Origin of the sequence: Cecembia rubra (assembly GCF_003014575.1) — a bacterium.
Lineage (GTDB): Bacteria > Bacteroidota > Bacteroidia > Cytophagales > Cyclobacteriaceae > Cecembia_A > Cecembia_A rubra.
The window spans coordinates 1-22,143 of the sequence record NZ_PYGF01000002.1 but is presented as its reverse complement, the minus strand read 5'-3'; the positions used below and the strand labels follow the sequence as shown (position 1 = coordinate 22,143).

The following is a 22,143-nucleotide window of genomic DNA, read 5'->3' as shown; positions in this document are numbered from 1 at the left end:
ATAGGCATTCCATGATTCATTTTTCCCATCCTCGCTTTTCAATAAGACTACCTTATATTTGGGCTATAATCAATTCATTTCGGATGAGACAAGCCTTTTTAAATATCCAATTTTTCTTTTTCCCTCTTTTCCTTGCCCTGATTTCTTGTCAAAGTTCTCAGGAAAAAAATGATCTCAACCTCAAGGTTTTGACCATGGATTATGCAGAAGGCTTTAAAGTTTACCAAGGTGAAGGATTCAAAATCATTGATGTCTTAAAAGCTTATCCAGGTAAGCATCAACCTTTCAGGTATTTGGTTCTAGATGAAAATCAGGCCATCCTTCCTGAGGGTAAATTTGATGCAGTAATAAGGTTGCCAGTGAACAAAGTGATCCTTACTTCCACCACACAAATCCCCCATTTGGAATATTTGGGTGAATCTTCTACTTTGATTGGGTTTCCAAACCTCGATCTAATTTCCTCAGAAATAGTTAGGCAAAGGATAAGTCTTGGAAAAGTTACAGATTTGGGTCTCAGTGCCCAGACCAATTATGAAATGGTGCTTGACCTGGAACCTGATTGGATAATGATATCTACTTTGGGAGAAGATTTAAAAAATCTTGGCCTTTTTCAAAAATCTGGTATTCCAGCCCTATTGAACGGGGAATATTTAGAAGAGCATCCTTTAGGTAGAGCAGAGTGGATCAAGTTCACAGGTGCACTCCTTGGGAAATGGGAAGAAGCAGAAGCTGAATTTGAAACCATTAAAATGGCCTATGAATCTGCTGAAGAATTGGCAAGTACTATTGATCAATCAAGTCGGCCAAAAATAATGGCCGGAGTAATGTATAAAGATATTTGGTATGTTCCAGGAGCAGACAGTTGGGGAGCAAAACTCATCTTGGCTGCCGGTGGGGATTACCTTTTCAAGGAACATTCCGGAACAGGAAGTATTCAACTAAGTTATGAATATGTACTCGAAAATGCCCAAGAAGCTGAATACTGGATTGGAGCAGCAGATTTCAATAACCTGAAAGAAATGGGTAAATTTGATCCAAGATACACCCACTTCAATGCTTTTCAGAAAGGCCAAGTTTATACCTACACCAAGAAAAAAGGTGCTACCGGTGGATTAGAGTATTTTGAATTGGGGTATTTGAGACCTGACCTGATACTCCAAGACCTGATCAAAGTTATGTATCCTGAAAAATTGCCGGATTATTCCCCTTATTTTTACAGCCGATTGGATGAGAAATAACTCCCTATATATCACTTTTTTCCTTGGGTTTATCATTTGCCTGACCTTGTTTATTTTGAATCTATCTATTGGTTCAGTGGAGATTCCATTCCATGATATTTTGGCACGATTAAGTGGAAAACCACTTTTGAAAACTTCTTGGGAAACCATCATAATGGAATTCCGATTACCAAAAGCAATTACCGCCATTTTAGCCGGTATCAACCTATCTATCAGTGGCTTACAAATGCAGACATTTTTCCGAAATCCTCTTGCAGGACCCTATGTGCTAGGGATCAGTTCAGGGGCAGGTTTGGGAGTGGCAATTATGCTAATGGCAAGCTCTGCATTCGGATGGGGCATTTATTTCGGAGAACTTGGTGTCTGGTCCATCATTATCTCAGCAATATTAGGAGCCATTTTAGTATTATTGCTCATTAGTCTTACTGCATGGAGAGTCCGTGACAGCATGACCTTGTTGATCGTAGGTCTAATGTTTGGCTCAGCAGTATCTGCCATAATAGCTGTGTTGTCATACTTTTCCGGGGCCGAACAGTTGAAACTTTTTACCGTTTGGTCAATGGGAAGCTTAGGTGGCACTTCTTATCTTCAATTATGGGGATTTTTGGCAGCTTCCATTTTGGGGATTTTCCCAGTTATTCTCATGCAAAAATCTTACAATGCCATGCTGTTGGGGGAGGCTTATGCTGAAAGTATGGGAATAAATATAAAAAGACTCCGTTGGGGGATGATCCTGAGTACAGGAATCCTTGCTGGCGGCACTACTGCTATTTGCGGACCGATTGCATTTATAGGAATTGCAGTCCCTCATATGGCTAGATTGGTATTTAAAACAGGCGATCACAGAATTTTGCTTCCCGGTTCTGCAATCGCGGGAGCAATCGTATTACTATTCTGTGATGCAGTAAGTCAATTGCCTGGAAGTGCCCAAACTTTGCCCATTAATGCCGTAACTTCATTGATAGGGGCTCCAATGGTCATATGGCTGATATTAAGACGGAATTTTTCAAGGGAATTTTAATGGAAAAAACAAAGTCTATATTGAAAGCTGAAAAAATCAGCATTGGCTACCGCAAAGGAAACAAAAAAAAAGTTGTTGCAGAAAACTTAAGTTTTCAATTAACCAAAGGTAAACTTACCTGTCTTTTGGGTCCCAATGGTGTAGGAAAATCGACCCTGATCAAAACCATTATGGGACAAATTCCGACTCTACATGGAGATATTTTGTTGGAAGAAAAACCCCTAACTAGCTTTAATCTTCAAGAATTATCAAAAATAACCTCTGTTGTACTAACAGAAAAGATTATTACAGGAATACTTACGGTAAGGCAGTTGGTTGAACTGGGAAGGATCCCACATACAGGATTACTAGGAAGGCTATCCAAATATGACTTAGAAATTATTGATAAAGCAATTGATGCGACAAACATTCAATACCTTACCGAAATCAGGTTAAATGAATTAAGCGATGGGCAGCTTCAGAAAGCAATGATTGCCAGAGCTTTGGCCCAAGATGGAGAAATTCTTATCCTGGATGAACCCACTGCTCATCTTGATTTGGTCAATAGATTGGAAATCATGCACCTTTTAAGGGGATTAGCTGAATCAGAAAATAAGGCTATCCTGATCACAACCCATGATCTGGAAGTAGCCATTGAAACTGCAGACATCTTTTGGCTGATGCAATGCGGTATGCCTTTGGTAATAGGAATGCCCGAAGATCTAATTATCAATCAACAAATGGACCTTTTAATTCCGGGTAAAGGTCTTGTTTTTGATCCAATTTCAGGAAAAATTGTCCAAAAGGATAAAAAATGTAATATTCCTGTAAGTGGCCCTCAAATACAAGTCAAATGGGTAAAAGCAGCCTTGGCTAAAAAAGGATTTTCACAGAATCTTCAGAATATGGAAATTGAGGTTGTAGGGGAACCTTTTTCCATCTTTCTAAAAGAAAAAGAAGGAACTAATACCTTTCAAAACATCGAAAGTTTGGTTGATTTTTTACAATTACACAAAACGTAAAAACCAAAGAATCTGAATAAACCTTGGATAAAAAGAAAATTTTTCACTAAATTTTCCTTGATTTCCATGATAACAGAATTTTTCTTTCTGTAAACCATCTCATTTTTTTAAAAAAATTATTCAGTGAATAATTATGACAAAAGATAATTCACTTAGGAAAATGAAAATTTTAAACTCTTTAAGTGCAAGGAATTTTCTTGTCCTGATTATGATTATCCTATTTTCTCAATTGGGTTTTGGACAGGCAGATACACGAAATCTAACCATAATTTTAAAGGATATCCCATTTAAAACCAACAATATAAAATTACAAGAATACCTAGGAGCCAAATTAAATGATTTAAAATATGACAATCTGAATTACGATCAATTGAGTTCAGGTTATGGTGAAATACTGAAAGGGCATAAGGTAATAGAAAAAGATAATCCTAATCAATTTCAGGAAATTAAATTACCATATGAACATATAGTTCATGACAAGTTAATTTTTAACTTATTTACAATTTTACTTTTTTCTTTATTGGGCATTATGCTGTACTTTCACCGTTTTCGGCTTCAAAAAAAAGAAATCAGCCCTTTCCAAAACAGCCAACCCATTTTTCTAAACAATGATTTAGACTTTAAGAAAATCAACTCCAAACTTCTTAGTCCTCTTACCAATAGGGAAAGTGAAATAGTAACCTTGGTGGAAGAAGGATTGACCAATCATGAAATTGCTTCAAAATTATTTGTTAGTGAAAACACGGTAAAAACCCATTTAAAGAATATTTTTATAAAAACCAATGCCATAAATAGAACAGACCTGATCCATAAATTGAGAAGATTCTGATAATTAGATCGTTCCAGAAAAAATCACCCAAACAGGTGATTTTTTTTATTTCCTAAATACGGACCTTTGTTTCTATAAAAAACCAACAAACCTACATACTATATGAAAAAGTTTTTAAAAATTTTGGCCTATTTGGCTAGTGGGTTAATCGTTTTGATCATAATTGCGGTTACCTATATTAATTTTGCACTTCCCAATGTGGGTCCAGCGTCTGAAGACCTCAAAGTTGAAATTACTCCGGAAAAAGTTGAACATGGAAAATACATGGCATACCATGTTATGATGTGCGTGGATTGCCATTCTGTTAGAGATTTCAGCTTATTTTCCGGACCTCCGGTACCAGGCACAGAAACAACAGGAGGCGAGAGGTTTGATCAAACAATGGGTTTTCCTGGGGTATTTATTTCGCCTAACCTTACTCCCTTTGGAATTGGTGAATGGACTGATGGAGAAATTTTTCGTTTGATCACTACCGGTGTTCGGAAAGATGGATCCCCTATTTTTCCAGTAATGCCCTATCATAGTTATGGGTTGATTGATCCCGAAGATGTCAAAGATGTGATTGCATATCTCAGAACACTGGAACCTGTAGAAACAGCGCATCCTAAATCCAAGCCGGACTTCCCTTTTAATTTAATTCTTAGAACCATGCCCAAAGAAGCCAGCTTTACCAAGAAGCCTTCCCCATCCGACCAAGTCGCTTATGGTAAATATATGGCCAATGCTTCTGCTTGCGCTGATTGTCATACCCGTTTTGAAAATGGCAGTTTTGTAGGAGAACCTTTTGCAGGAGGACGTTCTTTTGAACTTCCCGGAGGTACACTTACAACACCTAACCTTACACCCCATGCAAGTGGCTTAGGAAATTGGACTTCTGAAATGTTTGTACAGAGGTTCAAAATGTACGGAGAACATTATGTCCCTGAGAAAGTAAACCCAAATGATTTCCAGACTATAATGCCTTGGATGATGTATGCCGGAATGAAAGAAGCGGATCTTGAAGCAATATTCGCATATCTTCAATCCCTCCCTCCGGTAGAGAATTATGTTGAAAAGTTCAAGCCCAGGAGCTGAAATATTAAGTTAGGCGGTACAAATGCCGCCTAACTTAATTTAATAAAAAGCATCTTCAAACTGTTTGAAATGGAAATTCCCATTTTTGTCTTTGTAAACGCCTACAATGTCAAAACGGATATCATTGCGCCAATCTTTTTCATGGATGAATTGGTCGGCAGCTTTAACTATTAGTTTCCGTTTACTATAATCCACAAATTCTTCAGCATAGCCATAACCTGTACCTGTCCGGAACTTTACTTCCACAAACACCAAAATACCTTTATGCTTAAAAATAAGGTCAATTTCGGCATGTCTATACCGATAATTGGCCTCTAAAAATTCATATCCTCTTCCCATCAACCAAACTTTTGCCAGTCCCTCAGCCAGCTTTCCTATTTCATTGTGCACTGCCATAACAATAATTGTTTAATTTTGAAAAATCAAAAGATCAGAACCCGATGTCTTTCCCTGCTTATAGAACCAAATAGCTAAAAAAGGCGTTTTTTCACTACATCAAGGAAAAACTGTGAATCAAGTTATCAATAAAAAAGTAAAATTTCTAGACCTGGGAACAAAAGACTACAAAGAAACCTGGGATTTTCAGGAGGAAATTTTCGCCCAAACCGTCAATAAAAAAATCCAAAACAGGAAGCTTTCTGCTGAAGAACAGATAGTAACTGAAAATTACCTCCTCTTTGTAGAACATCCTCATGTATATACCTTGGGAAAAAGCGGTGAATTGTCCCATCTTTTACTCGATGAGGAAGGTTTAGCAGACAAGCAGGCTACTTTCTACAAAATAAACCGGGGAGGAGATATTACTTATCATGGTCCAGGTCAATTGGTGGGTTATCCAATTCTTGATCTGGAAAATTTTTTTACAGATATCCATAAATACCTTAGACTTTTGGAAGAAGCCATCATTCTTACTTTGGCAGAATATGGAATTGAAGCAGGAAGAATTGATGGGCTTACAGGTGTTTGGCTTGATTCGAAAGAACAAAAAAATCCAAGAAAAATTTGTGCAATGGGGGTCAAATCGAGTAGGTGGGTAACCATGCATGGTTTCGCATTTAATATCAATGCCAATATTGATTACTTCAACAACATAGTACCTTGCGGAATTCCAGATAAGGCTGTGACTTCCATGCATTTGGAACTAGGAAGACCTATTGATGAAAGGGAAGTTAAGGAAAAGGTGAAAAAACATGTAGCCGATCTGTTTGAAATGGAGCTGATTTGAAGTTAGAATTACTTTGAAATAAGCTTTGCGAAATAAAGTTGAAAAATAACAAGATGTAATGGCTGATGTTTCATTTCGCATATTGCGTCTTGGGTCCTAAGTCTTGGGTCATACACCTTGAATCAAGTAACTAAAATCATGAAAAAGGATATAGATTTTCACCCTGTTACAGGAATCAAACTGGCCATAGCAAAAGAAGAAGTCAATGGCATTGAAGAATGGGCTGTTTATATCATCAATCTGAATTTGATTGAACTCAATACAGTGATGATTACCTCAAAGGGATATGGGACTATAGAAGGGGAAGAAAAGAAAACCTCGGTCCTTCGACACATGATCAAGGAATTGGGTGCTGAATCTATTGCCAAAATTGAACCCATAGATCCTGAACTTTTCGTATTGAACAATGAATATTGGTTAAGTTACTATATTTTGGATCAGATTTTTGACAAGAAGTTTGTCTTCAAAGCCAACACTGTTAACCAAAAAAACATACAGTACATTCCTGAATTGGGTTTGGAAGGCATCATCCATCCCTGAATTATCCGATTAAAAAGCATACCCAAATTGGAGATTGTGGATTAGGGAGCTTATATTAAGGAGGAAAATAAATGCTGTAAAAGACGATTGGGAATAACATTCATTGAAATGATTCTTAAGGTCAATTCAGCTTTTAACTAACATCAATATTATGTCGGCTTTTTTTAACGGACTGGAAAACATCCTTTTTTTAGATATAGAAACTGCCTCTTTGGAGTCGGAATTCTCTTTACTTCCCGATCGGTTAAAATCTGAGTGGCTTAAAAAAGAAATCCATATCAAGCCCAAAGAGGAAGAAATTGAAGCAGGGTCGCTGTTTTTCCAAAGAGCAGGCATCTATGCCGAATTCGGAAAAGTAATCTGCATCGGGGTAGGATACTTTCATTTTATGGAAGAAAGTGGAAAACTGGAATTCCGCACCAAAAGCTTTTGCGCAGAAAATGAATATGATACCCTAGAAGGTTTTGTCCAACTTCTGGAAAAAAAGTCCTGGATTCTCTGTGCCCATAATGGCAAAGAATTTGATTTTCCTTATTTAAGCCGAAGAATTTTAGTCAATCGTTTACCACTGCCAGAGCCCTTGCAAATATCAGGCAAAAAACCATGGGAATTGCGCCACTTGGATACTTTGGAGTTGTGGAAGTTTGGTGATTATAAGCATTACACAAGACTGGAACTATTGGCGGCCATTTTTGATATCCCCACCTCGAAAGAAAGTATTGATGGCTCACAGGTCAATGAAGCTTATTACCTTCAGGGTAATCTTCAGGGAATCCGGGAATACTGCCTCAGGGACGTATGGGTAACTGCCCAGGTTTACCTTGCTTTTCAGGGACTCCCACCCGACATGGAAGTGCAGGTAATCAATAAGGATGCAGAAACTTCTGGTTAAAATTGACCAGTGAATTGATTAAATTTCAAAACATGATTGTCCGCTTACTTGCCAATAGAATCATCACAATAGAATAAACCTACGATTTCAAACCAATATCAATGAATACCTTGTCTGCCGAGGCGGATCCAGTATCAATCAATATCAGTATGGTTAAATGCCGAGTTTTTAATGATTACTGGTATCAAGACGGTTAATACAAATTTTCTTAAAAGAGGAAGGTATAACAACTAAATAAAAAACCCTTTTTTGGAAAATACTTCCAACTGGTTAAAGTCCATAAAACATGTACTTATTTCTGATACAATATTTATTTTTTTCTTTCGTAAACTTCTACCCATCCGCTGATAAGCTCAGTCAAAAACAGTTTTTCATCTAAAAATTCAATAATTTTTATTATTTCAATATCACTGCCTGAAATAGGCTGGGTTGGAAATACTTTAAGATTGCTTCCAATCAATTTCCAGGAAAACATCTGCGACATCTCAAAAAGGTCAGCGGCCTTCAGACGGTGTTGGGCCGGAATATTCAACTCTTTTGCCATTTTCTCATCTACGTCCCTAAACCCTCTGATATCCAAAACATATTTTCCGTCGGGGTTTATGCTTGTGAGGTAATCTTTTCCAGTCTCTTCAGAAAATATTTTCTCTCCATTTTCAAGCCTGAAACGCTCTTTAAGGATCCATACACCTATGATTTGGTATCGTAATGATTTATGGGCTTCTGGGAAAATTTTTGAAAAATCATAATCCAATCTTTTGGACATCCTTTCCATTTTGATGCTTTTCCCGCTCTCCACAAAAACCATCTGCAATTTTTTCTTATGCAGGGTTGCCTCAACTTCCTGTTCCTCTCCATCCATATCAAGAACACCTTTAAAGCCTTTTTCCTGCCTTTTCCCAATAAAATCCCTTTGGGAAAGAGACTCATCAAACCACTCTCCCATCAGAAGCTCTCCTTGCTCTCTAATTTTCAGGGCATAGGTATTCCCATCTAAGCTACCGAAAAAAACTCCTTCAATATTTTGAGCCAAACCTAAATGGACAAAAAAAACAAACAAACAACAGGTTAAAAATCGAGTCATGAAATCAGCATTTCTCTAAAAATACATAATGATTATTAGTTTACCAGTTACTTTTCACAATTTTATGGAACTATTTTCTTTCTGTCTTCCTTTTAGATTTTAGGATAAAGTTTTTCAACTTTGGGGTGAATAGAAAAATTGAATGATTGTTTAATCCGAGACGCTCCCAATTAAGTGAATACTCAAAAACAAATAATCACCAAGAATTACAAAAGTCAGTCGGATTTTTTACCCTTGAGGCAAAAACAATCATTATATTAAAAGAAAAAAACAAATAACCATTTTTATGGGAAGAAAATCGAACAACAGAGGCCAACAGGGAAAGAAAAAAGGAGGAAAGATCATGGACTCTGCCCAGTTGGCAAGAAAAATCCTCAATTTTTTGGACAACAATTATGGCATGGAATTCAATGCCAAACAGATCATCAAAAAACTTGAAATCAGGGACTCTCTCACCAAAGGTGCTGTAGAGCCTGTCATGCACAAATTAGCAGCCGCTGGCTCCATATCAAAAAGTCCAAGAAATTATTTTGCATCCATAAAAGAACCTGAATTCATTGAAGGGGAAGTGGATTATGTAAACCCTAGATTTGCCTACATCCGTCCCGATGCCAAATATGAAATGGAAGAAGACATTCTAGTCAAAGAAGCAGATCTTAAACATGCCTTGGACGGGGATAAAGTAAGAGTCATGGTATATCCAGCTAAGGGCAGTACCGGAAGGTTAGAAGGGAAAGTTCTGGAAATCACAAAAAGAATCAGGGATGAATTTGTTGGAAGGGTTGAAATATCTCCAAGGTTTGCATTTGTAGTGCCAGATTTCCGCAAAATGCACCAAGATGTATTTGTCCACAAAGGGGACCTCAAAGGAGCAGAGCACAACCAAAAGGTGGTCGTTAAGATCAGTGAATGGAGGGAGGAAGACAAAAACCCTACAGGAAAGATAGTCCGTGTCCTAGGAAAAGCAGGCGAGCATGAGGTGGAAATCCACTCTATCATGGCAGAATTCGGATTACCCTTTGAATACCCGGAAGATGCAGTTAAAGAAGCAGAAGAAATCCCAGATCAAATCCCTCATGAGGAAATTAAAAGCAGAAAAGACATGCGGGATGTGCCAACCTTCACCATTGACCCGATCGATGCCAAGGATTTTGATGATGCCATTTCTTACCGCAAGCTGGACAATGGCAATTATGAAATCGGCGTACACATTGCTGACGTGACTCATTATGTAAAGCCTAAGACCCAATTGGAGCGTGAAGCTTATGAGAGGGCCACTTCTGTCTACCTGGTGGACAGAACTATACCTATGCTTCCGGAAAGATTGAGTAACGGACTTTGTTCCCTAAGGCCCAACGAAGATAAACTTACCTTCTCTTGCGTCTTCGAAATGGATGAAAACGCGGATGTACTCAATCATTGGATAGGCAGGACCATAACCCACTCTAATAGAAGGTTTGCCTACGAAGAAGCACAAGAAAACATTGACAACCAAGCAGGGGATTTCTATCAAGAACTTACCTTCCTCAATGAACTTGCCAAGAAGCTTAGAAAAAGAAGGTTTGACAAAGGAGCAATCAATTTTGAAACTGTGGAGGTAAAATTCAAATTGGATGAAAAGGGAACTCCTCTAGGCTTAATGGTCAAAGAGAGGAAAGACATCCACAAATTGATCGAAGAATTCATGTTGCTGGCCAATAGGACCGTGGCAGAATTTATCTATAATCGAAACAAAGGGAATGATACTTTTGTATATAGGATTCACGACTTTCCTGATATTGAAAAATTGGAAACATTTTCCAGTTTTGCTAAAAAATTCGGACATGACATAAAAATCTCAGAAGGTACCAAGATTTCAAAAGTCCTGAATAACCTCATGGATGAAATTGCCGGGAAACCTGAGCAAAATGTTTTGGAACAATTGGCCATAAGGAGTATGGCCAAGGCAAAATATACTACCGAAGCAAAAGGACATTTCGGTCTTGCATTTAAACATTATACCCACTTTACCTCTCCTATCCGAAGGTATCCTGATATGATGGTGCATAGGCTATTACAGCATTACCTGGATGGTGGAAAAGCACCTGATCCGGAAGCTTGGGAAGAAAAATGTATTCATTCTTCAGAAAGGGAAAAAAGAGCGGCTGATTCAGAAAGGGCTTCCATCAAATACAAGCAGGTGGAATATATGTCCTTAGCTGAGGAAAAAGATTACGAGGGCATCATTACAGGTGTTACAGAATGGGGGGTATATGTGGAAATCACTGAAACCAAATGTGAAGGCTTGGTGAAAGTGTCGGAAATGAAAGATGATTATTACGATTTTGACAAAAACAACATGCGACTTATCGGTAGCCGTAATAAAAAAATCATCACTTTAGGTGACAAAGTGATGGTAAGAGTAGTTGCTACAGATATAGACAGAAGAACCATAGACCTGGAATTTGCAGATAATGAGCCAATACAAAAACGACGTAAATAAGATTTTAGAGGACTTAGAAAACCATATCCAAGGTTTTTCCTACGGTACATCACCCAAAGAACTTTACGAACCCATTTCCTATATCATGAGCTTGGGAGGAAAAAGAATCCGCCCACTTTTGACGTTACTTGCTTACTCTTTGTACAGAGAAGATTATCAGGAAATCTTAACCCCTGCCATGGCAGTGGAAGTATTCCATAATTTCACTTTGATGCATGATGATATCATGGACAATGCTCCTTTGAGGAGAGGTAAAGCCACTGTCCATGAAAAGTGGAATGCCAATACAGCAATTTTGTCAGGAGATGTGATGTTGGTAAGGGCCTATGACATGCTATTGGATATTGAACCTAAGCTTCTTCCAATCTGCATGGCGCTCTTTAACCAAACCGCAGCTGAAGTTTGTGAGGGGCAGCAGCATGATATGAACTTCGAAAATATGGGAACTGTAAGTGAAGCAGCTTACATTGACATGATCCGACAAAAAACAGCTGTTTTACTGGGTTTTGCCCTTGAGTTTGGAGCTATCCTTGCAGGCGCACCTCCAACAGACGCCAAAAAACTGTATGAATTTGGGGTGAATATCGGCATTGGCTTTCAATTAAAAGATGATCTTTTGGATGTATATGCAGACAAGGAAAAATTCGGAAAACAGGTTGGAGGAGACATCATTTCCAACAAAAAAACCTTTCTCCTGCTAAAAGCCAAGGAACTTGCTACTGGTGATCAAAATACAGCCTTGGAAAACTGGATCAATGCGAAGGAATTTGATAAAGAGCAAAAGGTACAGGCGGTTACCGAAATTTATGATCAAATTGGTATCAAAAACCTGACTGAATCCAAAATGAAGGAATATTTTGACAAAGGTTTTGCTCAATATGCTTCCATCAATGTACCTAATCAGTATGCCTATCAGGTATTATTGAAATTGACACAAGATCTGGTCAATAGAGAAAAATAAGAAATCACTATGGATTTATCTTTAACTGTTATTCTGATCGGGATAACTGCACTGACTTCTTATCAGGCTTGGAAAAAACCAGACTTGCTCGACAGATGGATGTTTACTCCCTTTTTGATCAAAAAGCACAATCAATGGGATAGGTTTGTCCTATCTGGTCTCATCCACAAAGACCAAATGCATCTCCTGTTCAATATGTTCACCTTTTATTTTTTCGGGAGGGTAGTGGAAATGTTTCTGTTGTACCGCTTGGGAAAATCAATAGGACTGGCTGCTTTTCTCCTCTTTTACATTGGAGCCATAGTAATATCTGATTTACCGACTTACTTAAAGCATAAAGAGAATTACCATTATAGGGCTTTGGGAGCGTCCGGAGGGGTGGCAGCTGCTGTCTTTGCAAGCATTATCATCATGCCGCTTTCAGATATCTGCCTTTTTGGACTGATATGTTTGCCTGGATTTGTCCTTGGACTTCTTTTCCTGATTTACACCATCGTGCAGGCCAAAAAAGGGAACGATGGCATCAATCACGATGCACACCTATATGGGGCATTGTTCGGAATAGCCTTTATTCTGATCATGTCTCCGCAGAGCGGTATTCACTTCTTAGAGCAAATAAAAAGCTTCAGGCCTTTCTGACCTGAAGCTTTTTTTGGGTTTAGTGTTATTACAAAAATTAACCTTTCCCTTTTTGCAATTGGCGGATATTTTTATCGGTTACTGTTCTGAGCATTGTATTCCATCTATCCTTAGCTTTTTCTTCCGAAAACACATCAGGACCTGGAATTCCAACACGCATCCCCAGAATTCTTTCAGCTGATTTACCTTGTCCAGAAACATTCAAATAAATGTCAACAGCATTAATTACCGGGGTAAATCTTAATAATTTATCGATGGCTTTTCTTATTGAGGCCTGCAAACCTTCTGGAACGTCCACTTGAGGGGCTTGAACATCAATTTTAATACCTCTGTAATTCTCTGTATAGTTCATACGATTAAAGTTTAATAGTTAATCAAAATTAAAAGGATCATAGTCCAATTTATATGACCTTTATCATATAAGGACGTGTTTTTTTCCATGTAGTTATCCAAAATGAAGTAAAAAAATTAAAAATTTAATTTTTTATACTACCCATTCAAATTTGGGGCTAAATAAATTAACGCTTAAAAATCCAACATCCATATTTTGCTGCTATTAATGGAATGAATTGAGAGGCTTAAATTAAAAGCCTCTCAATTTTAAGCAGAATAAATAAATTAATTTAACTTTAGTTCTGTTTTCAGTTCTTCTACATTGAGGATATTGGAAATCCTTATTCGTTCAATTTCCCTGAATTTGGCCAATTGCACATCTATCTGACGGGTAATTTCGGCCCTAACCTCTTCAGCTCCATCTGTAGGTCTCCATTCACCTGTACCGACAATGACATTAAGGTGGGCCAATTTGTTATTCAGGCGTATTGGATAGTTCAAAGGATCCTGGCCACTCCTATTCTGAGTCTGATACAGTTCCTTTTCAATATCTGAAATTGTTTTTATAATCGGCTCAATACTTCGTTTTTGCTTTGGATTCTTCTCCATAAGGGCATTAAGCTCATCTCTGTATTTCCTAATCAAGATAATAGTCTCATGGGTTTCGGTGAGTTTATCTCTTACCTTTAGCAAGAAATCAAACTGAGCCTGTCTGTCTTCCTGGGAAGAAGGATAACGCGGATCCGGTAAAACCATAAATCCCTGTTCCTGAATCTGGCCATCTACCATTAATAAAACAGTATATTCACCCGGGACCACCTTAGGACCTCTAAGTGGACCAGACCACATGATCATCCCTTCGAAACCTTTAGCATTTGAAACCCTAAGATTCCAGTTGAATTCATTGGAACCCAATTTGTATTTCAATGTATCACCTTCAATTCCTTTTGATGAAAATTCCCTGAGGAGTTGCTTGTTTTTATCATAAAACTCTAACCTTACCTCCTCTTTGGGTTCATCTTTTAAGTGAAAATAAACCAATACACCTCCGGGTCTATTTGTCCCTTCAGTTTTTGACTCTCTTCTCACACCATCTAAAGTATAGCTATCTTGTGGTTTAAAAAGATAGAAAGGTTTATTAGCTACATCATTGGCCAATTGATGCAGTACAGTCAGGTCATCAATAATCCAAAAGCTTCTTCCCTGTGTGGCCGCAATGAGATTATTTTCTTTGATAGCCAGATCAGTGATCGGAACAATTGGTAAGTTCAATTGGAATGGCTGCCATATACCGCCATCATTAAAAGAAATATACATTCCAGTTTCTGTACCAGCATACAGTATCCCTTTTTTAACTGGATCTGCCCTGACTACCCTTGTGAAATGCTGGGCATCGATACCATTCACGATTTTTGTCCAAGTCTTGCCGTAGTCGGTGGTTTTGTACAAATAGGGAGCAAAATCCCCATTTTTATAAGCAGTCGCTGCAAAGTACAAACCTCCTTCTTCGAAAGGATGCCCTTCCATACTGTTGATCTGTATCCATTCAGGTAAATCTTTTGGTGTAACATTCTCCCAAGTTTTTCCATTATCCTTTGACACATGCACCAGGCCATCGTCAGAACCCGCCCATAGCACTCCTTTTTTCAATGGGGATTCAGCTGCCGCAAAAATGGTAGAATAATACTCTACAGACGTATTGTCTTTTGTGATAGGACCTCCAGAAGGGCCAAGTTTTTCTTTGGCATTTCTGGTCAGATCAGGACTAAAAGTCTCCCAAGATTGGCCTCCATTCGTGGAGCGGTGAAAATGATTGGACGTGGTGTACAACACTTTTGGATCATGAGGAGAAAAGAAAATAGGGAAGTTCCACTGGAACCTGTATTTCATTCCTTCTGCACCATGACCCATTGGGTTGTCCGGATAAACATTGACATTCCTTGCAGCTCCGGTTCTATGGTTAAGGTATTGGAGAAGTCCTCCGTAATTTCCTCCATATACTACGTCATTGTCCATCGGGTCAACAGCCAACCAGCCGGATTCCGATCCTGCGCTTTCCTCCCAGTCTTCTTCTGAAATTCCTGAGCCTTCATTTCTGTGAGCAATCCTCATCGTGCTATTGTCCTGCTGGGCTCCATAAATTCGGTAAGGAAAATGATTATCTGTGGTCACTCTGTAAAACTGGGCTGTTGGCTGGTTCATATAAGTTGACCAACTCTCACCTCCATCATATGAAACCTGGGCACCTCCATCGTCTGCTATGACCATCCTCTTGCTATCAGAAGGATCTATCCAAAGGTCATGGTGATCTCCGTGCGGGGCATTTGAGCCTTTAAAGGTTTTACCACCATCAGTAGACTTATGGTAGCTTACATTTAAAACATATACTGTATTTTCATCTTGGGTATCAGCATAAATCCTTGTATAGTACCAAGCTCTTTGTCTTAGATTTCTGTCATCATTGGTTTTTTCCCATGTTTCTCCCCCGTCATCAGAGCGGAACACTCCTCCATCCAGGTTTTCAACAATCGCCCAAAGCCTGTTGGAGTTCAAAGGGGAAACGGTTATTCCCATTATGCCCAACATGCCTGAAGGAAGACCTTTATTCCTGGAAATTTCTTTCCAATTTTCGCCCCCGTCTGTACTTTTAAACATTTTTGATCCTGGGCCTCCGCTTTCCAAACTAAATGGAGTCCTTTTAACTTCCCAAGTTGTAGCATAAATCACTTCAGGATTTGTGGGGTCTAATATCAAATCTACTGCTCCAGACTGTGCATTGACAAATAATTTTCTGCTCCAGGTTTTCCCACCATCTACTGATTTGTAAACCCCTCGCATTTCTGTGGGCTTAAAAATGTCACCCAGTACTGCTGCATACACTACATCTGGGTTATTGGGATGAATCTTTATCCTTGAAATAAACCTGGTCTCCTCCATGCCCAGGTACTCCCAGGATTTACCTGCATCAGAACTTTTCCAAAATCCATACCCATAAGAAACATTTCCCCGAACAGTTTTCTCACCTCCCCCTACATAAATTACATTGGAATCAGAAGGGGCAACACTCACTGCTCCTATGGATCCACCAAAATAACCATCAGAAATATTCCCCCAGGTCCTTCCTCCATCAGTAGTTTTCCAGACCCCTCCTCCGGTAGCACCGAAGTAAAAGGTGTTCCGATCAGATGCCACTCCTGACACGGTAGCAGAGCGTCCACCTCTGTGTGGCCCTACCAAGCGCCATTGTACAGCATCATACAGTTTTTCGTCAAAGGTCTGTGCCTCACTTTGGTTCTGATGACCAAAAGAAAACAGCAGTGCAAAGACCAAAATAATCCGTAATATTTTATTCATAGCATGAAGGTTAGTTTAGTGTTTGGGAATTTAGGGGTAAATCCTAAAAAAGAGGAAGAAAAAATGACTATTGGTAGAAAAAAGATATAAATATTGGGCAAAAAAAAAGCTTCCTCTTACTGAGGAAGCTTTTGAAGAGTTATAGATAAATCTTAAGCTTCAGCAGGAACTACGCTGACATAAGATTTGCCGTCAAATTTCTTCTTGAATTCTACTTTTCCATCAACGAGTGCAAACAAAGTGTGGTCTTTGCCAACACCTACGTTCAAACCTGCATGATGTTTAGTACCTCTTTGTCTTACGAGGATGTTTCCGGCAATTACTGCCTCTCCTCCAAACTTTTTAACCCCTAGACGTTTGCTATGGGATTCTCTACCGTTTTTGGAACTACCGACACCTTTCTTGTGAGCCATAATTTTATACGTTTATGATTTCCAGAGAAATCTTACAATGTGATGTTTTCAATCAAAATTTTAGTGAAATCCTGTCTGTGACCGTTTTTCTTTTTATAACCTTTTCTTCTTTTCTTTTTGAAGACGATTACTTTATCACCTTTTACATGGTCAAGAATTTTTCCTGATACCTTAGCGCCAGCTATGATTGGAGCGCCGATTGATACTGTACCGTTGTCTTCTGCCAACAATACTTGATCAAATTCCACGGAAGCGCCAGCTTCGCCCTGCATTTTTGGTGCATAGACCTGCTGATCTTTTGTTACTTTGAACTGCTTTCCTGCGATGTTTACAATTGCGTACATAAATGATATTTATTGCTTTAGGAAATTGGAGTGCAAATATAAACAATTCATTAATAGAAAAAAACAGGCTTAAGGATATTTTGTAAAAGGAGTTTTTTCTCCCCCGGTTTCAACTCTTGGTTCATGACTTTACAATCCCTTTCCAATAATTATTATAAGCTTTAGAATAAATCATTTTTATCAAATTCTAATTCTCATTCCAATTTGCTCAGAACTGTTTGAAAAACCTAAGAATCATCAGCTTTATAGTAAAACTGAAAAATATTCAATGGTTCAAAATACAGAATTACAGCACTTTGGAAATTTTGTTTTGCAGCAATCTAATCATTTTTATACTTGACCATTGGTCAAAAAATATCTAAAATATACTCAAAAAATTTTTTTTCACTTTCTTAAAAAAAGTTTCATGCCGACGAAAGGTGGATTATGATTAAAGTATAAATTTAATCAAATAAATATTTATTATTGAAAATCAACAATTTAAATTACTTTGACCAATAGTCAAAAAACTATCCGATTAGGGGTTTTGTCGGTTTTATTTTTGAATAATGATTAGCATATTTGTTTAAAGGCTGTTCCCAAGACAGCCTTTTTGTTCCAGTCTATGGTTGAAAATGAGAAGCCTGGCTTGTGATTAGATAACCTTAAAAACAAAAGTGCGATGCAACAGATAGAACCAATTCTTCAAGAAAACAGTAACAGATTTGTCCTCTTCCCCATCCAGCATGATGATATCTGGCAATTTTATAAAAAGGCAGAAGCTAGTTTCTGGACAGCCGAGGAGATTGACCTAAGTCAAGATCTTAAAGATTGGAAAGATTTGAATGATGGCGAGAGACATTTTATTTCTCATGTACTGGCTTTTTTTGCGGCGAGTGACGGAATTGTAAACGAGAATTTAGCTGAACATTTTGTTGCTGAGGTTCAATATACGGAAGCTAAATTTTTCTATGGTTTTCAGATAGCTATGGAAAACATTCACTCTGAGACTTACAGCCTGTTAATTGATACATATATTAAGAATCCTGTAGAAAGGGACCGTCTATTAAATGCGATTGAGCATATTGATTGTGTCAAAAGGAAAGCAGAATGGGCCTTACGTTGGATTGATAATGGCAGCTTCCAGGAAAGGCTTATTGCATTTGCCGCTGTAGAGGGAATCTTTTTCTCCGGTTCATTCTGTTCTATCTTTTGGTTGAAAAAAAGAGGCCTAATGCCTGGTTTATCTTTTTCTAATGAATTGATCTCAAGAGATGAAGGATTGCATTGTGATTTCGCTTGTCATTTGTACACCAAACACGTCGTTAATAAACTTCCTAAAGAAACGGTTACCAGAATCATTACAGATGCGGTTACAATAGAAAAAGAATTTGTTACTGATGCATTGCCGGTTAAATTAATCGGAATGAATTCTGACCTGATGTGCCAATATATTGAATTTGTTGCGGACAGACTTTTAGTCGAACTGGGTTGTGACAAAGTTTGGAACAGTACCAATCCATTTGACTTTATGGACATGATATCCCTACAAGGTAAAACAAACTTCTTCGAAAAGAGGGTAGGTGATTACCAAAAAGCCGGAGTCATGAAATCCAAAGAAATTTCGGATGCACCTAAGTTTTCAATCGAAGAAGACTTCTAAAATACTTATACCACCAACCCAAATTTTCGAGCACCATGTTAGTAATAAAAAGAGACGGACGTAGGGAATCGGTAAGATTCGACAAGATTACAACGAGGATTGAAAACCTCTGCAATGGTTTGGATGGAAGATATATCCATCCGATAGAAGTGGCCAAAAAAGTAATTGATGGGCTTTACGATGGAGTTACCACCACAGAGTTGGACAACTTAGCAGCTGAAGTTTGTGCTTCGTTAACTGTGAAACATCCTGATTATGCAATTTTAGCGGCGAGAATTGCTATTTCAAACCTACATAAAACAACAAGCCAGTCATTTTCAAATACCATGAAAAGGCTGTATACCTACATAAATCCAAAAACAGGTGAAAATGCTGCTTTGATCGCTCCTGATGTGTATGGGATCATCAAAAACCATGCAGCAAGGTTAGATGAAGTAATTGATTACCAAAGAGATTTCGATTACGACTATTTCGGTTTCAAAACGCTGGAAAGAAGTTACCTGATTAAGTTGGACGGGAAAGTGGTAGAAAGACCTCAACATATGTTGATGAGGGTAGCTGTAGGTATTCACAAGGAAGATATTGATGCTGCCATCGAGACTTATCACTTGCTTTCACAAAAGTGGTTTACTCATGCCACTCCTACCCTTTTCAATGCTGGCACGCCAAAACCACAGTTGTCCTCCTGTTTTCTTTTGACCATGAAAGACGACAGCATTGATGGGATCTATGATACTTTGAAGCAGTGCGCCAAAATTTCCCAATCAGCGGGTGGAATAGGACTTTCGATCCACAACATCAGAGCTAAAGGCAGCTATATCAGAGGAACCAACGGAATGTCCAATGGTATTGTTCCTATGCTGAGAAACTTTGATATGACCGCAAGATATGTGGATCAAGGTGGCGGAAAAAGAAAGGGGAGCTTTGCGATTTACTTAGAGCCTTGGCATGCTGATGTTAAAGAATTCCTCGAATTGAAAAGAAACCATGGTAAAGAGGAAATGAGAGCTAGGGATCTTTTCTATGCCATGTGGATTCCAGATCTGTTCATGAAGCGGGTGGAGCAAAATGATGAGTGGTCTTTATTCTGTCCAAATGAAGCGCCTGGTTTGGCAGATTGCCATAGCGAGGAGTTCGAGAAGCTTTATGAAAAATATGAAAGAGAAGGTAGAGCAAGAGAGGTTGTCAAAGCCCAGGAATTATGGTTTGAAATTTTAGAATCCCAAATTGAAACAGGAACTCCTTATATGCTTTACAAAGATTCAGCAAATAAGAAGTCTAATCAGCAAAACTTGGGAACTATCAAATCTTCCAACCTTTGCACAGAAATTATTGAATACACTGCCCCAGATGAGGTGGCGGTTTGTAATCTTGCTTCAATTGCACTTCCTAAATTTGTAATGAAGGGAGTAGATGGCAAGATGTACTTTGACCATCAAAAGCTATATGAAGTAACCAAGGTAGCTACCCGTAATCTCAACAAGGTAATCGATGTAAACTATTATCCAGTCGAAGAAGCAAGGAGATCCAACTTTAGACATAGACCAATTGGGCTTGGGGTACAGGGCTTGGCTGATGCCTTTATCATGCTAAGAATGCCTTTCGAGTCTGAAGAAGCAAAGGGACTTAATGAGGACATCTTCGAAACCATATACTTTGCGGCAGTTGAAACTTCCATGGAGTTGGCAAAAGTGCAGGGGACATATGAAACTTATGAAGGTTCCCCAGCTTCTAAAGGCATATTACAATTTGATATGTGGGGCGTCACTCCTAAATCCGGTAGATGGGCATGGAACGAGTTGAAAGAGAAAGTGAAAAAATATGGCATGAGAAACTCCTTATTGGTTGCCCCAATGCCAACTGCTTCTACTTCTCAAATTTTGGGTAACAATGAATGTTTTGAGCCTTACACCTCAAATATTTATACCAGAAGAACGCTTTCAGGTGAGTTTATTGTGGTAAACAAGCACTTGATGAAAGACCTGATAGACCTAGGCTTATGGAATGACAGCATGAAAAATAGGTTGGTGGCTGCAAATGGATCGGTTCAAAACATCCCTTCTATTCCTCAGAATATCAAGGATATCTACAAGACGGTTTGGGAAATTTCCCAAAGAGTAATTATTGATATGGCTGCGGACAGAGGTGCTTATATTTGTCAGTCCCAGAGCATGAACGTGTTTATGCAGGATCCAAACTTTGGTAAGTTGACATCCATGCACTTTTATGCTTGGAAAAAAGGATTGAAAACAGGTATGTATTATCTCAGGTCACAGGCAGCAGCAAGTGCAATCCAATTTACAGTAGATAAATCAGCCCTAGAAACAGAAAAAAGTGCCCCAATCACTGCTTCTGATATTTCAAAGACACAAAAGCAAGATGCCATTGCTTGTTCTTTGGATAATCCTGAAGGCTGCGAGATGTGCGGCAGTTAAAGATTATTTTAGAGTTCGTTTATGGAAAAAGCGTCTGATAATATCAGGCGTTTTTTTTTATTGTTAAATTTTTCCCCACTTAAAAGACTGGATGGATGATTAAAATAATCACCGTCCAAACAAGAGTTTGAATGATTTCTCCCCCATAGAATTTGAAACAAGATCAGAAAATACACTAAAAACAAGCTTTCTGTCCCAACAGATAATGCGGTTATGAAGTCTGTTTTCCTCGCTGCTAGAGTAGCATCGAAAAAATGGACTATGCCCATTCGAGACCGGGGCACTATTCTTATCGGTTTCCTGATGATATTTGGTGATTGGGTCTGGCTTCTTGAAACCTAACCATAAATTCATAATTAAAAATTTACACACTTTTCGGGATAGGGTCTTATCCTTCAATCCGCCTTCCTACTTCCGAAATTGCCAAACTTCCACCGTTCAATTATCCTCACCTTTCGCCTTGATCTGAAACAAAATACAGGAAAATGATTTTTTGAACCACAACAATGACAAAAGGAAACAAAAGTAAGTCCATCTGACCTATCCTTCCGAAATCCCCCTTTCGACATCCCCCTTTTACCTTTTTATCCCACGTTACATCCTACCCCCACTTTCCCCTTCATACCGGCTCCCAGG

General features: G+C 38.5%; 19 protein-coding genes and 1 pseudogene. 14 read left to right on the top strand and 6 right to left on the bottom strand.

Annotation, left to right across the window (positions count from 1 at the left end; genetic code table 11):
• Positions 1–83: 83 nt before the first annotated feature.
• The 5 genes from CLV48_RS04915 (at position 84) to CLV48_RS04895 (ending at position 5,163) form a co-directional block, all read left to right on the top strand.
• On the top strand, positions 84–1,238 hold the full coding sequence (locus tag CLV48_RS04915; RefSeq protein ID WP_106566167.1) for an ABC transporter substrate-binding protein: 1,155 nt from the start codon (positions 84–86) through the stop codon (positions 1,236–1,238).
• Positions 1,228–2,259 (top strand): iron ABC transporter permease, encoded by a 1,032-nt coding sequence (locus tag CLV48_RS04910; protein ID WP_106566166.1) that lies wholly within the window; start codon positions 1,228–1,230, stop codon positions 2,257–2,259. The genes CLV48_RS04915 and CLV48_RS04910 overlap by 11 nt, the downstream gene beginning before the upstream one ends.
• On the top strand, positions 2,259–3,260 hold the full coding sequence (locus CLV48_RS04905; RefSeq protein ID WP_106566523.1) for an ABC transporter ATP-binding protein: 1,002 nt from the start codon (positions 2,259–2,261) through the stop codon (positions 3,258–3,260). Before CLV48_RS04910 ends, CLV48_RS04905 begins: the two co-directional genes overlap by 1 nt.
• A 160-nt stretch (positions 3,261–3,420) precedes the next feature.
• The gene (locus CLV48_RS04900) at positions 3,421–4,089 is read left to right on the top strand and encodes a response regulator transcription factor (protein ID WP_245889488.1); all 669 of its coding nucleotides are present in this window, start codon (positions 3,421–3,423) and stop codon (positions 4,087–4,089) included.
• A 102-nt stretch (positions 4,090–4,191) separates the two neighbouring features.
• Positions 4,192–5,163 (top strand): c-type cytochrome, encoded by a 972-nt coding sequence (locus tag CLV48_RS04895; RefSeq protein ID WP_106566165.1) that lies wholly within the window; start codon positions 4,192–4,194, stop codon positions 5,161–5,163.
• 39 nt (positions 5,164–5,202) lie between these two features.
• Here the strand turns inward: CLV48_RS04895 and CLV48_RS04890 are convergent, their stop codons facing one another.
• The gene (locus tag CLV48_RS04890; protein WP_106566164.1) at positions 5,203–5,559 is read right to left on the bottom strand and encodes a YraN family protein; all 357 of its coding nucleotides are present in this window, start codon (positions 5,557–5,559) and stop codon (positions 5,203–5,205) included.
• Between the two features lie 112 nt (positions 5,560–5,671).
• On the opposite strand from CLV48_RS04890, the gene lipB reads away from it, so the two are divergent.
• The 3 genes from lipB (at position 5,672) to CLV48_RS04875 (ending at position 7,820) form a co-directional block, all read left to right on the top strand.
• Entirely contained in the window at positions 5,672–6,388 is a 717-nt protein-coding gene (lipB, locus tag CLV48_RS04885) for a lipoyl(octanoyl) transferase LipB (protein ID WP_106566163.1), read from the top strand.
• A gap of 138 nt (positions 6,389–6,526) precedes the next feature.
• Complete coding sequence (locus CLV48_RS04880) at positions 6,527–6,928, top strand: hypothetical protein (protein ID WP_106566162.1); 402 nt, start codon at positions 6,527–6,529, stop codon at positions 6,926–6,928.
• A gap of 151 nt (positions 6,929–7,079) precedes the next feature.
• Positions 7,080–7,820, top strand: a complete 741-nt coding sequence (locus tag CLV48_RS04875) for a 3'-5' exonuclease (RefSeq protein WP_106566161.1) — start codon at positions 7,080–7,082, stop codon at positions 7,818–7,820.
• A gap of 310 nt (positions 7,821–8,130) precedes the next feature.
• On the opposite strand, the gene CLV48_RS04870 is transcribed toward CLV48_RS04875, so the two are convergent.
• Positions 8,131–8,904 carry a hypothetical protein gene (locus CLV48_RS04870; RefSeq protein ID WP_170068985.1) on the bottom strand — a complete coding sequence of 258 codons (774 nt, stop codon included), beginning with the start codon at positions 8,902–8,904 and terminating at the stop codon, positions 8,131–8,133.
• Positions 8,905–9,190: 286 nt separating this feature from the next.
• Here CLV48_RS04870 and rnr point away from each other — a divergent pair, with 286 nt between their 5' ends.
• From rnr to CLV48_RS04855, 3 genes are read left to right on the top strand one after another with little or no spacing between them, the layout of a single operon-like run.
• On the top strand, positions 9,191–11,386 hold the full coding sequence (rnr, locus tag CLV48_RS04865) for a ribonuclease R (protein WP_106566159.1): 2,196 nt from the start codon (positions 9,191–9,193) through the stop codon (positions 11,384–11,386).
• Entirely contained in the window at positions 11,358–12,347 is a 990-nt protein-coding gene (locus CLV48_RS04860) for a polyprenyl synthetase family protein (RefSeq protein ID WP_106566158.1), read from the top strand. The genes rnr and CLV48_RS04860 overlap by 29 nt, the downstream gene beginning before the upstream one ends.
• Before the next feature lie 9 nt (positions 12,348–12,356).
• Positions 12,357–12,986: a rhomboid family intramembrane serine protease gene (locus CLV48_RS04855; protein WP_106566157.1), complete on the top strand. Its 630-nt coding sequence runs from the start codon at positions 12,357–12,359 to the stop codon at positions 12,984–12,986.
• A 37-nt stretch (positions 12,987–13,023) separates the two neighbouring features.
• Here CLV48_RS04855 and CLV48_RS04850 read toward each other — a convergent pair whose 3' ends face one another.
• The 4 genes from CLV48_RS04850 to rplU all read right to left on the bottom strand — a co-directional run bounded on the left by CLV48_RS04850 (position 13,024) and on the right by rplU (position 17,430).
• Entirely contained in the window at positions 13,024–13,338 is a 315-nt protein-coding gene (locus tag CLV48_RS04850; RefSeq protein ID WP_106566156.1) for an HPF/RaiA family ribosome-associated protein, read from the bottom strand.
• A gap of 266 nt (positions 13,339–13,604) precedes the next feature.
• Positions 13,605–16,673 carry a WD40/YVTN/BNR-like repeat-containing protein gene (locus CLV48_RS04845; protein WP_106566155.1) on the bottom strand — a complete coding sequence of 1,023 codons (3,069 nt, stop codon included), beginning with the start codon at positions 16,671–16,673 and terminating at the stop codon, positions 13,605–13,607.
• 152 nt (positions 16,674–16,825) lie between these two features.
• A complete protein-coding gene (gene rpmA / locus CLV48_RS04840; protein ID WP_106566154.1) occupies positions 16,826–17,086 on the bottom strand; it encodes a 50S ribosomal protein L27 in 261 nt (86 codons plus the stop codon).
• 32 nt (positions 17,087–17,118) lie between these two features.
• Complete coding sequence (rplU, locus tag CLV48_RS04835) at positions 17,119–17,430, bottom strand: 50S ribosomal protein L21 (protein WP_106566153.1); 312 nt, start codon at positions 17,428–17,430, stop codon at positions 17,119–17,121.
• A gap of 661 nt (positions 17,431–18,091) precedes the next feature.
• On the opposite strand from rplU, the gene CLV48_RS04830 reads away from it, so the two are divergent.
• The 3 genes and pseudogenes from CLV48_RS04830 to CLV48_RS20715 all read left to right on the top strand — a co-directional run.
• Entirely contained in the window at positions 18,092–19,072 is a 981-nt protein-coding gene (locus CLV48_RS04830; protein WP_106566152.1) for a ribonucleoside-diphosphate reductase small subunit, read from the top strand.
• Positions 19,073–19,107: 35 nt separating this feature from the next.
• Positions 19,108–21,507: a ribonucleoside-diphosphate reductase subunit alpha gene (locus CLV48_RS04825; protein ID WP_106566151.1), complete on the top strand. Its 2,400-nt coding sequence runs from the start codon at positions 19,108–19,110 to the stop codon at positions 21,505–21,507.
• A gap of 159 nt (positions 21,508–21,666) precedes the next feature.
• A pseudogene (locus CLV48_RS20715) lies at positions 21,667–21,849 on the top strand (IS256 family transposase); the annotation flags it as partial.
• Positions 21,850–22,143: the final 294 nt, after the last annotated feature.

Coding starts and splice junctions, on each gene's coding strand:
- CLV48_RS04910 (WP_106566166.1), top strand. CDS start 1,228: ATGAGAAATAACTCCCTATATATCACTTTTTTCCTTGGGTTTATCATT.
- CLV48_RS04880 (WP_106566162.1), top strand. CDS start 6,527: ATGAAAAAGGATATAGATTTTCACCCTGTTACAGGAATCAAACTGGCC.
- CLV48_RS04890 (WP_106566164.1), bottom strand. CDS start 5,559: ATGGCAGTGCACAATGAAATAGGAAAGCTGGCTGAGGGACTGGCAAAA.
- CLV48_RS04855 (WP_106566157.1), top strand. CDS start 12,357: ATGGATTTATCTTTAACTGTTATTCTGATCGGGATAACTGCACTGACT.
- rnr (WP_106566159.1), top strand. CDS start 9,191: ATGGGAAGAAAATCGAACAACAGAGGCCAACAGGGAAAGAAAAAAGGA.
- CLV48_RS04895 (WP_106566165.1), top strand. CDS start 4,192: ATGAAAAAGTTTTTAAAAATTTTGGCCTATTTGGCTAGTGGGTTAATC.
- rpmA (WP_106566154.1), bottom strand. CDS start 17,086: ATGGCTCACAAGAAAGGTGTCGGTAGTTCCAAAAACGGTAGAGAATCC.
- CLV48_RS04845 (WP_106566155.1), bottom strand. CDS start 16,673: ATGAATAAAATATTACGGATTATTTTGGTCTTTGCACTGCTGTTTTCT.
- rplU (WP_106566153.1), bottom strand. CDS start 17,430: ATGTACGCAATTGTAAACATCGCAGGAAAGCAGTTCAAAGTAACAAAA.
- CLV48_RS04830 (WP_106566152.1), top strand. CDS start 18,092: ATGCAACAGATAGAACCAATTCTTCAAGAAAACAGTAACAGATTTGTC.
- CLV48_RS04905 (WP_106566523.1), top strand. CDS start 2,259: ATGGAAAAAACAAAGTCTATATTGAAAGCTGAAAAAATCAGCATTGGC.
- CLV48_RS04860 (WP_106566158.1), top strand. CDS start 11,358: ATGAGCCAATACAAAAACGACGTAAATAAGATTTTAGAGGACTTAGAA.
- CLV48_RS04875 (WP_106566161.1), top strand. CDS start 7,080: ATGTCGGCTTTTTTTAACGGACTGGAAAACATCCTTTTTTTAGATATA.
- CLV48_RS04915 (WP_106566167.1), top strand. CDS start 84: ATGAGACAAGCCTTTTTAAATATCCAATTTTTCTTTTTCCCTCTTTTC.
- CLV48_RS04850 (WP_106566156.1), bottom strand. CDS start 13,338: ATGAACTATACAGAGAATTACAGAGGTATTAAAATTGATGTTCAAGCC.
- CLV48_RS04870 (WP_170068985.1), bottom strand. CDS start 8,904: ATGACTCGATTTTTAACCTGTTGTTTGTTTGTTTTTTTTGTCCATTTA.
- CLV48_RS04825 (WP_106566151.1), top strand. CDS start 19,108: ATGTTAGTAATAAAAAGAGACGGACGTAGGGAATCGGTAAGATTCGAC.
- CLV48_RS04900 (WP_245889488.1), top strand. CDS start 3,421: ATGAAAATTTTAAACTCTTTAAGTGCAAGGAATTTTCTTGTCCTGATT.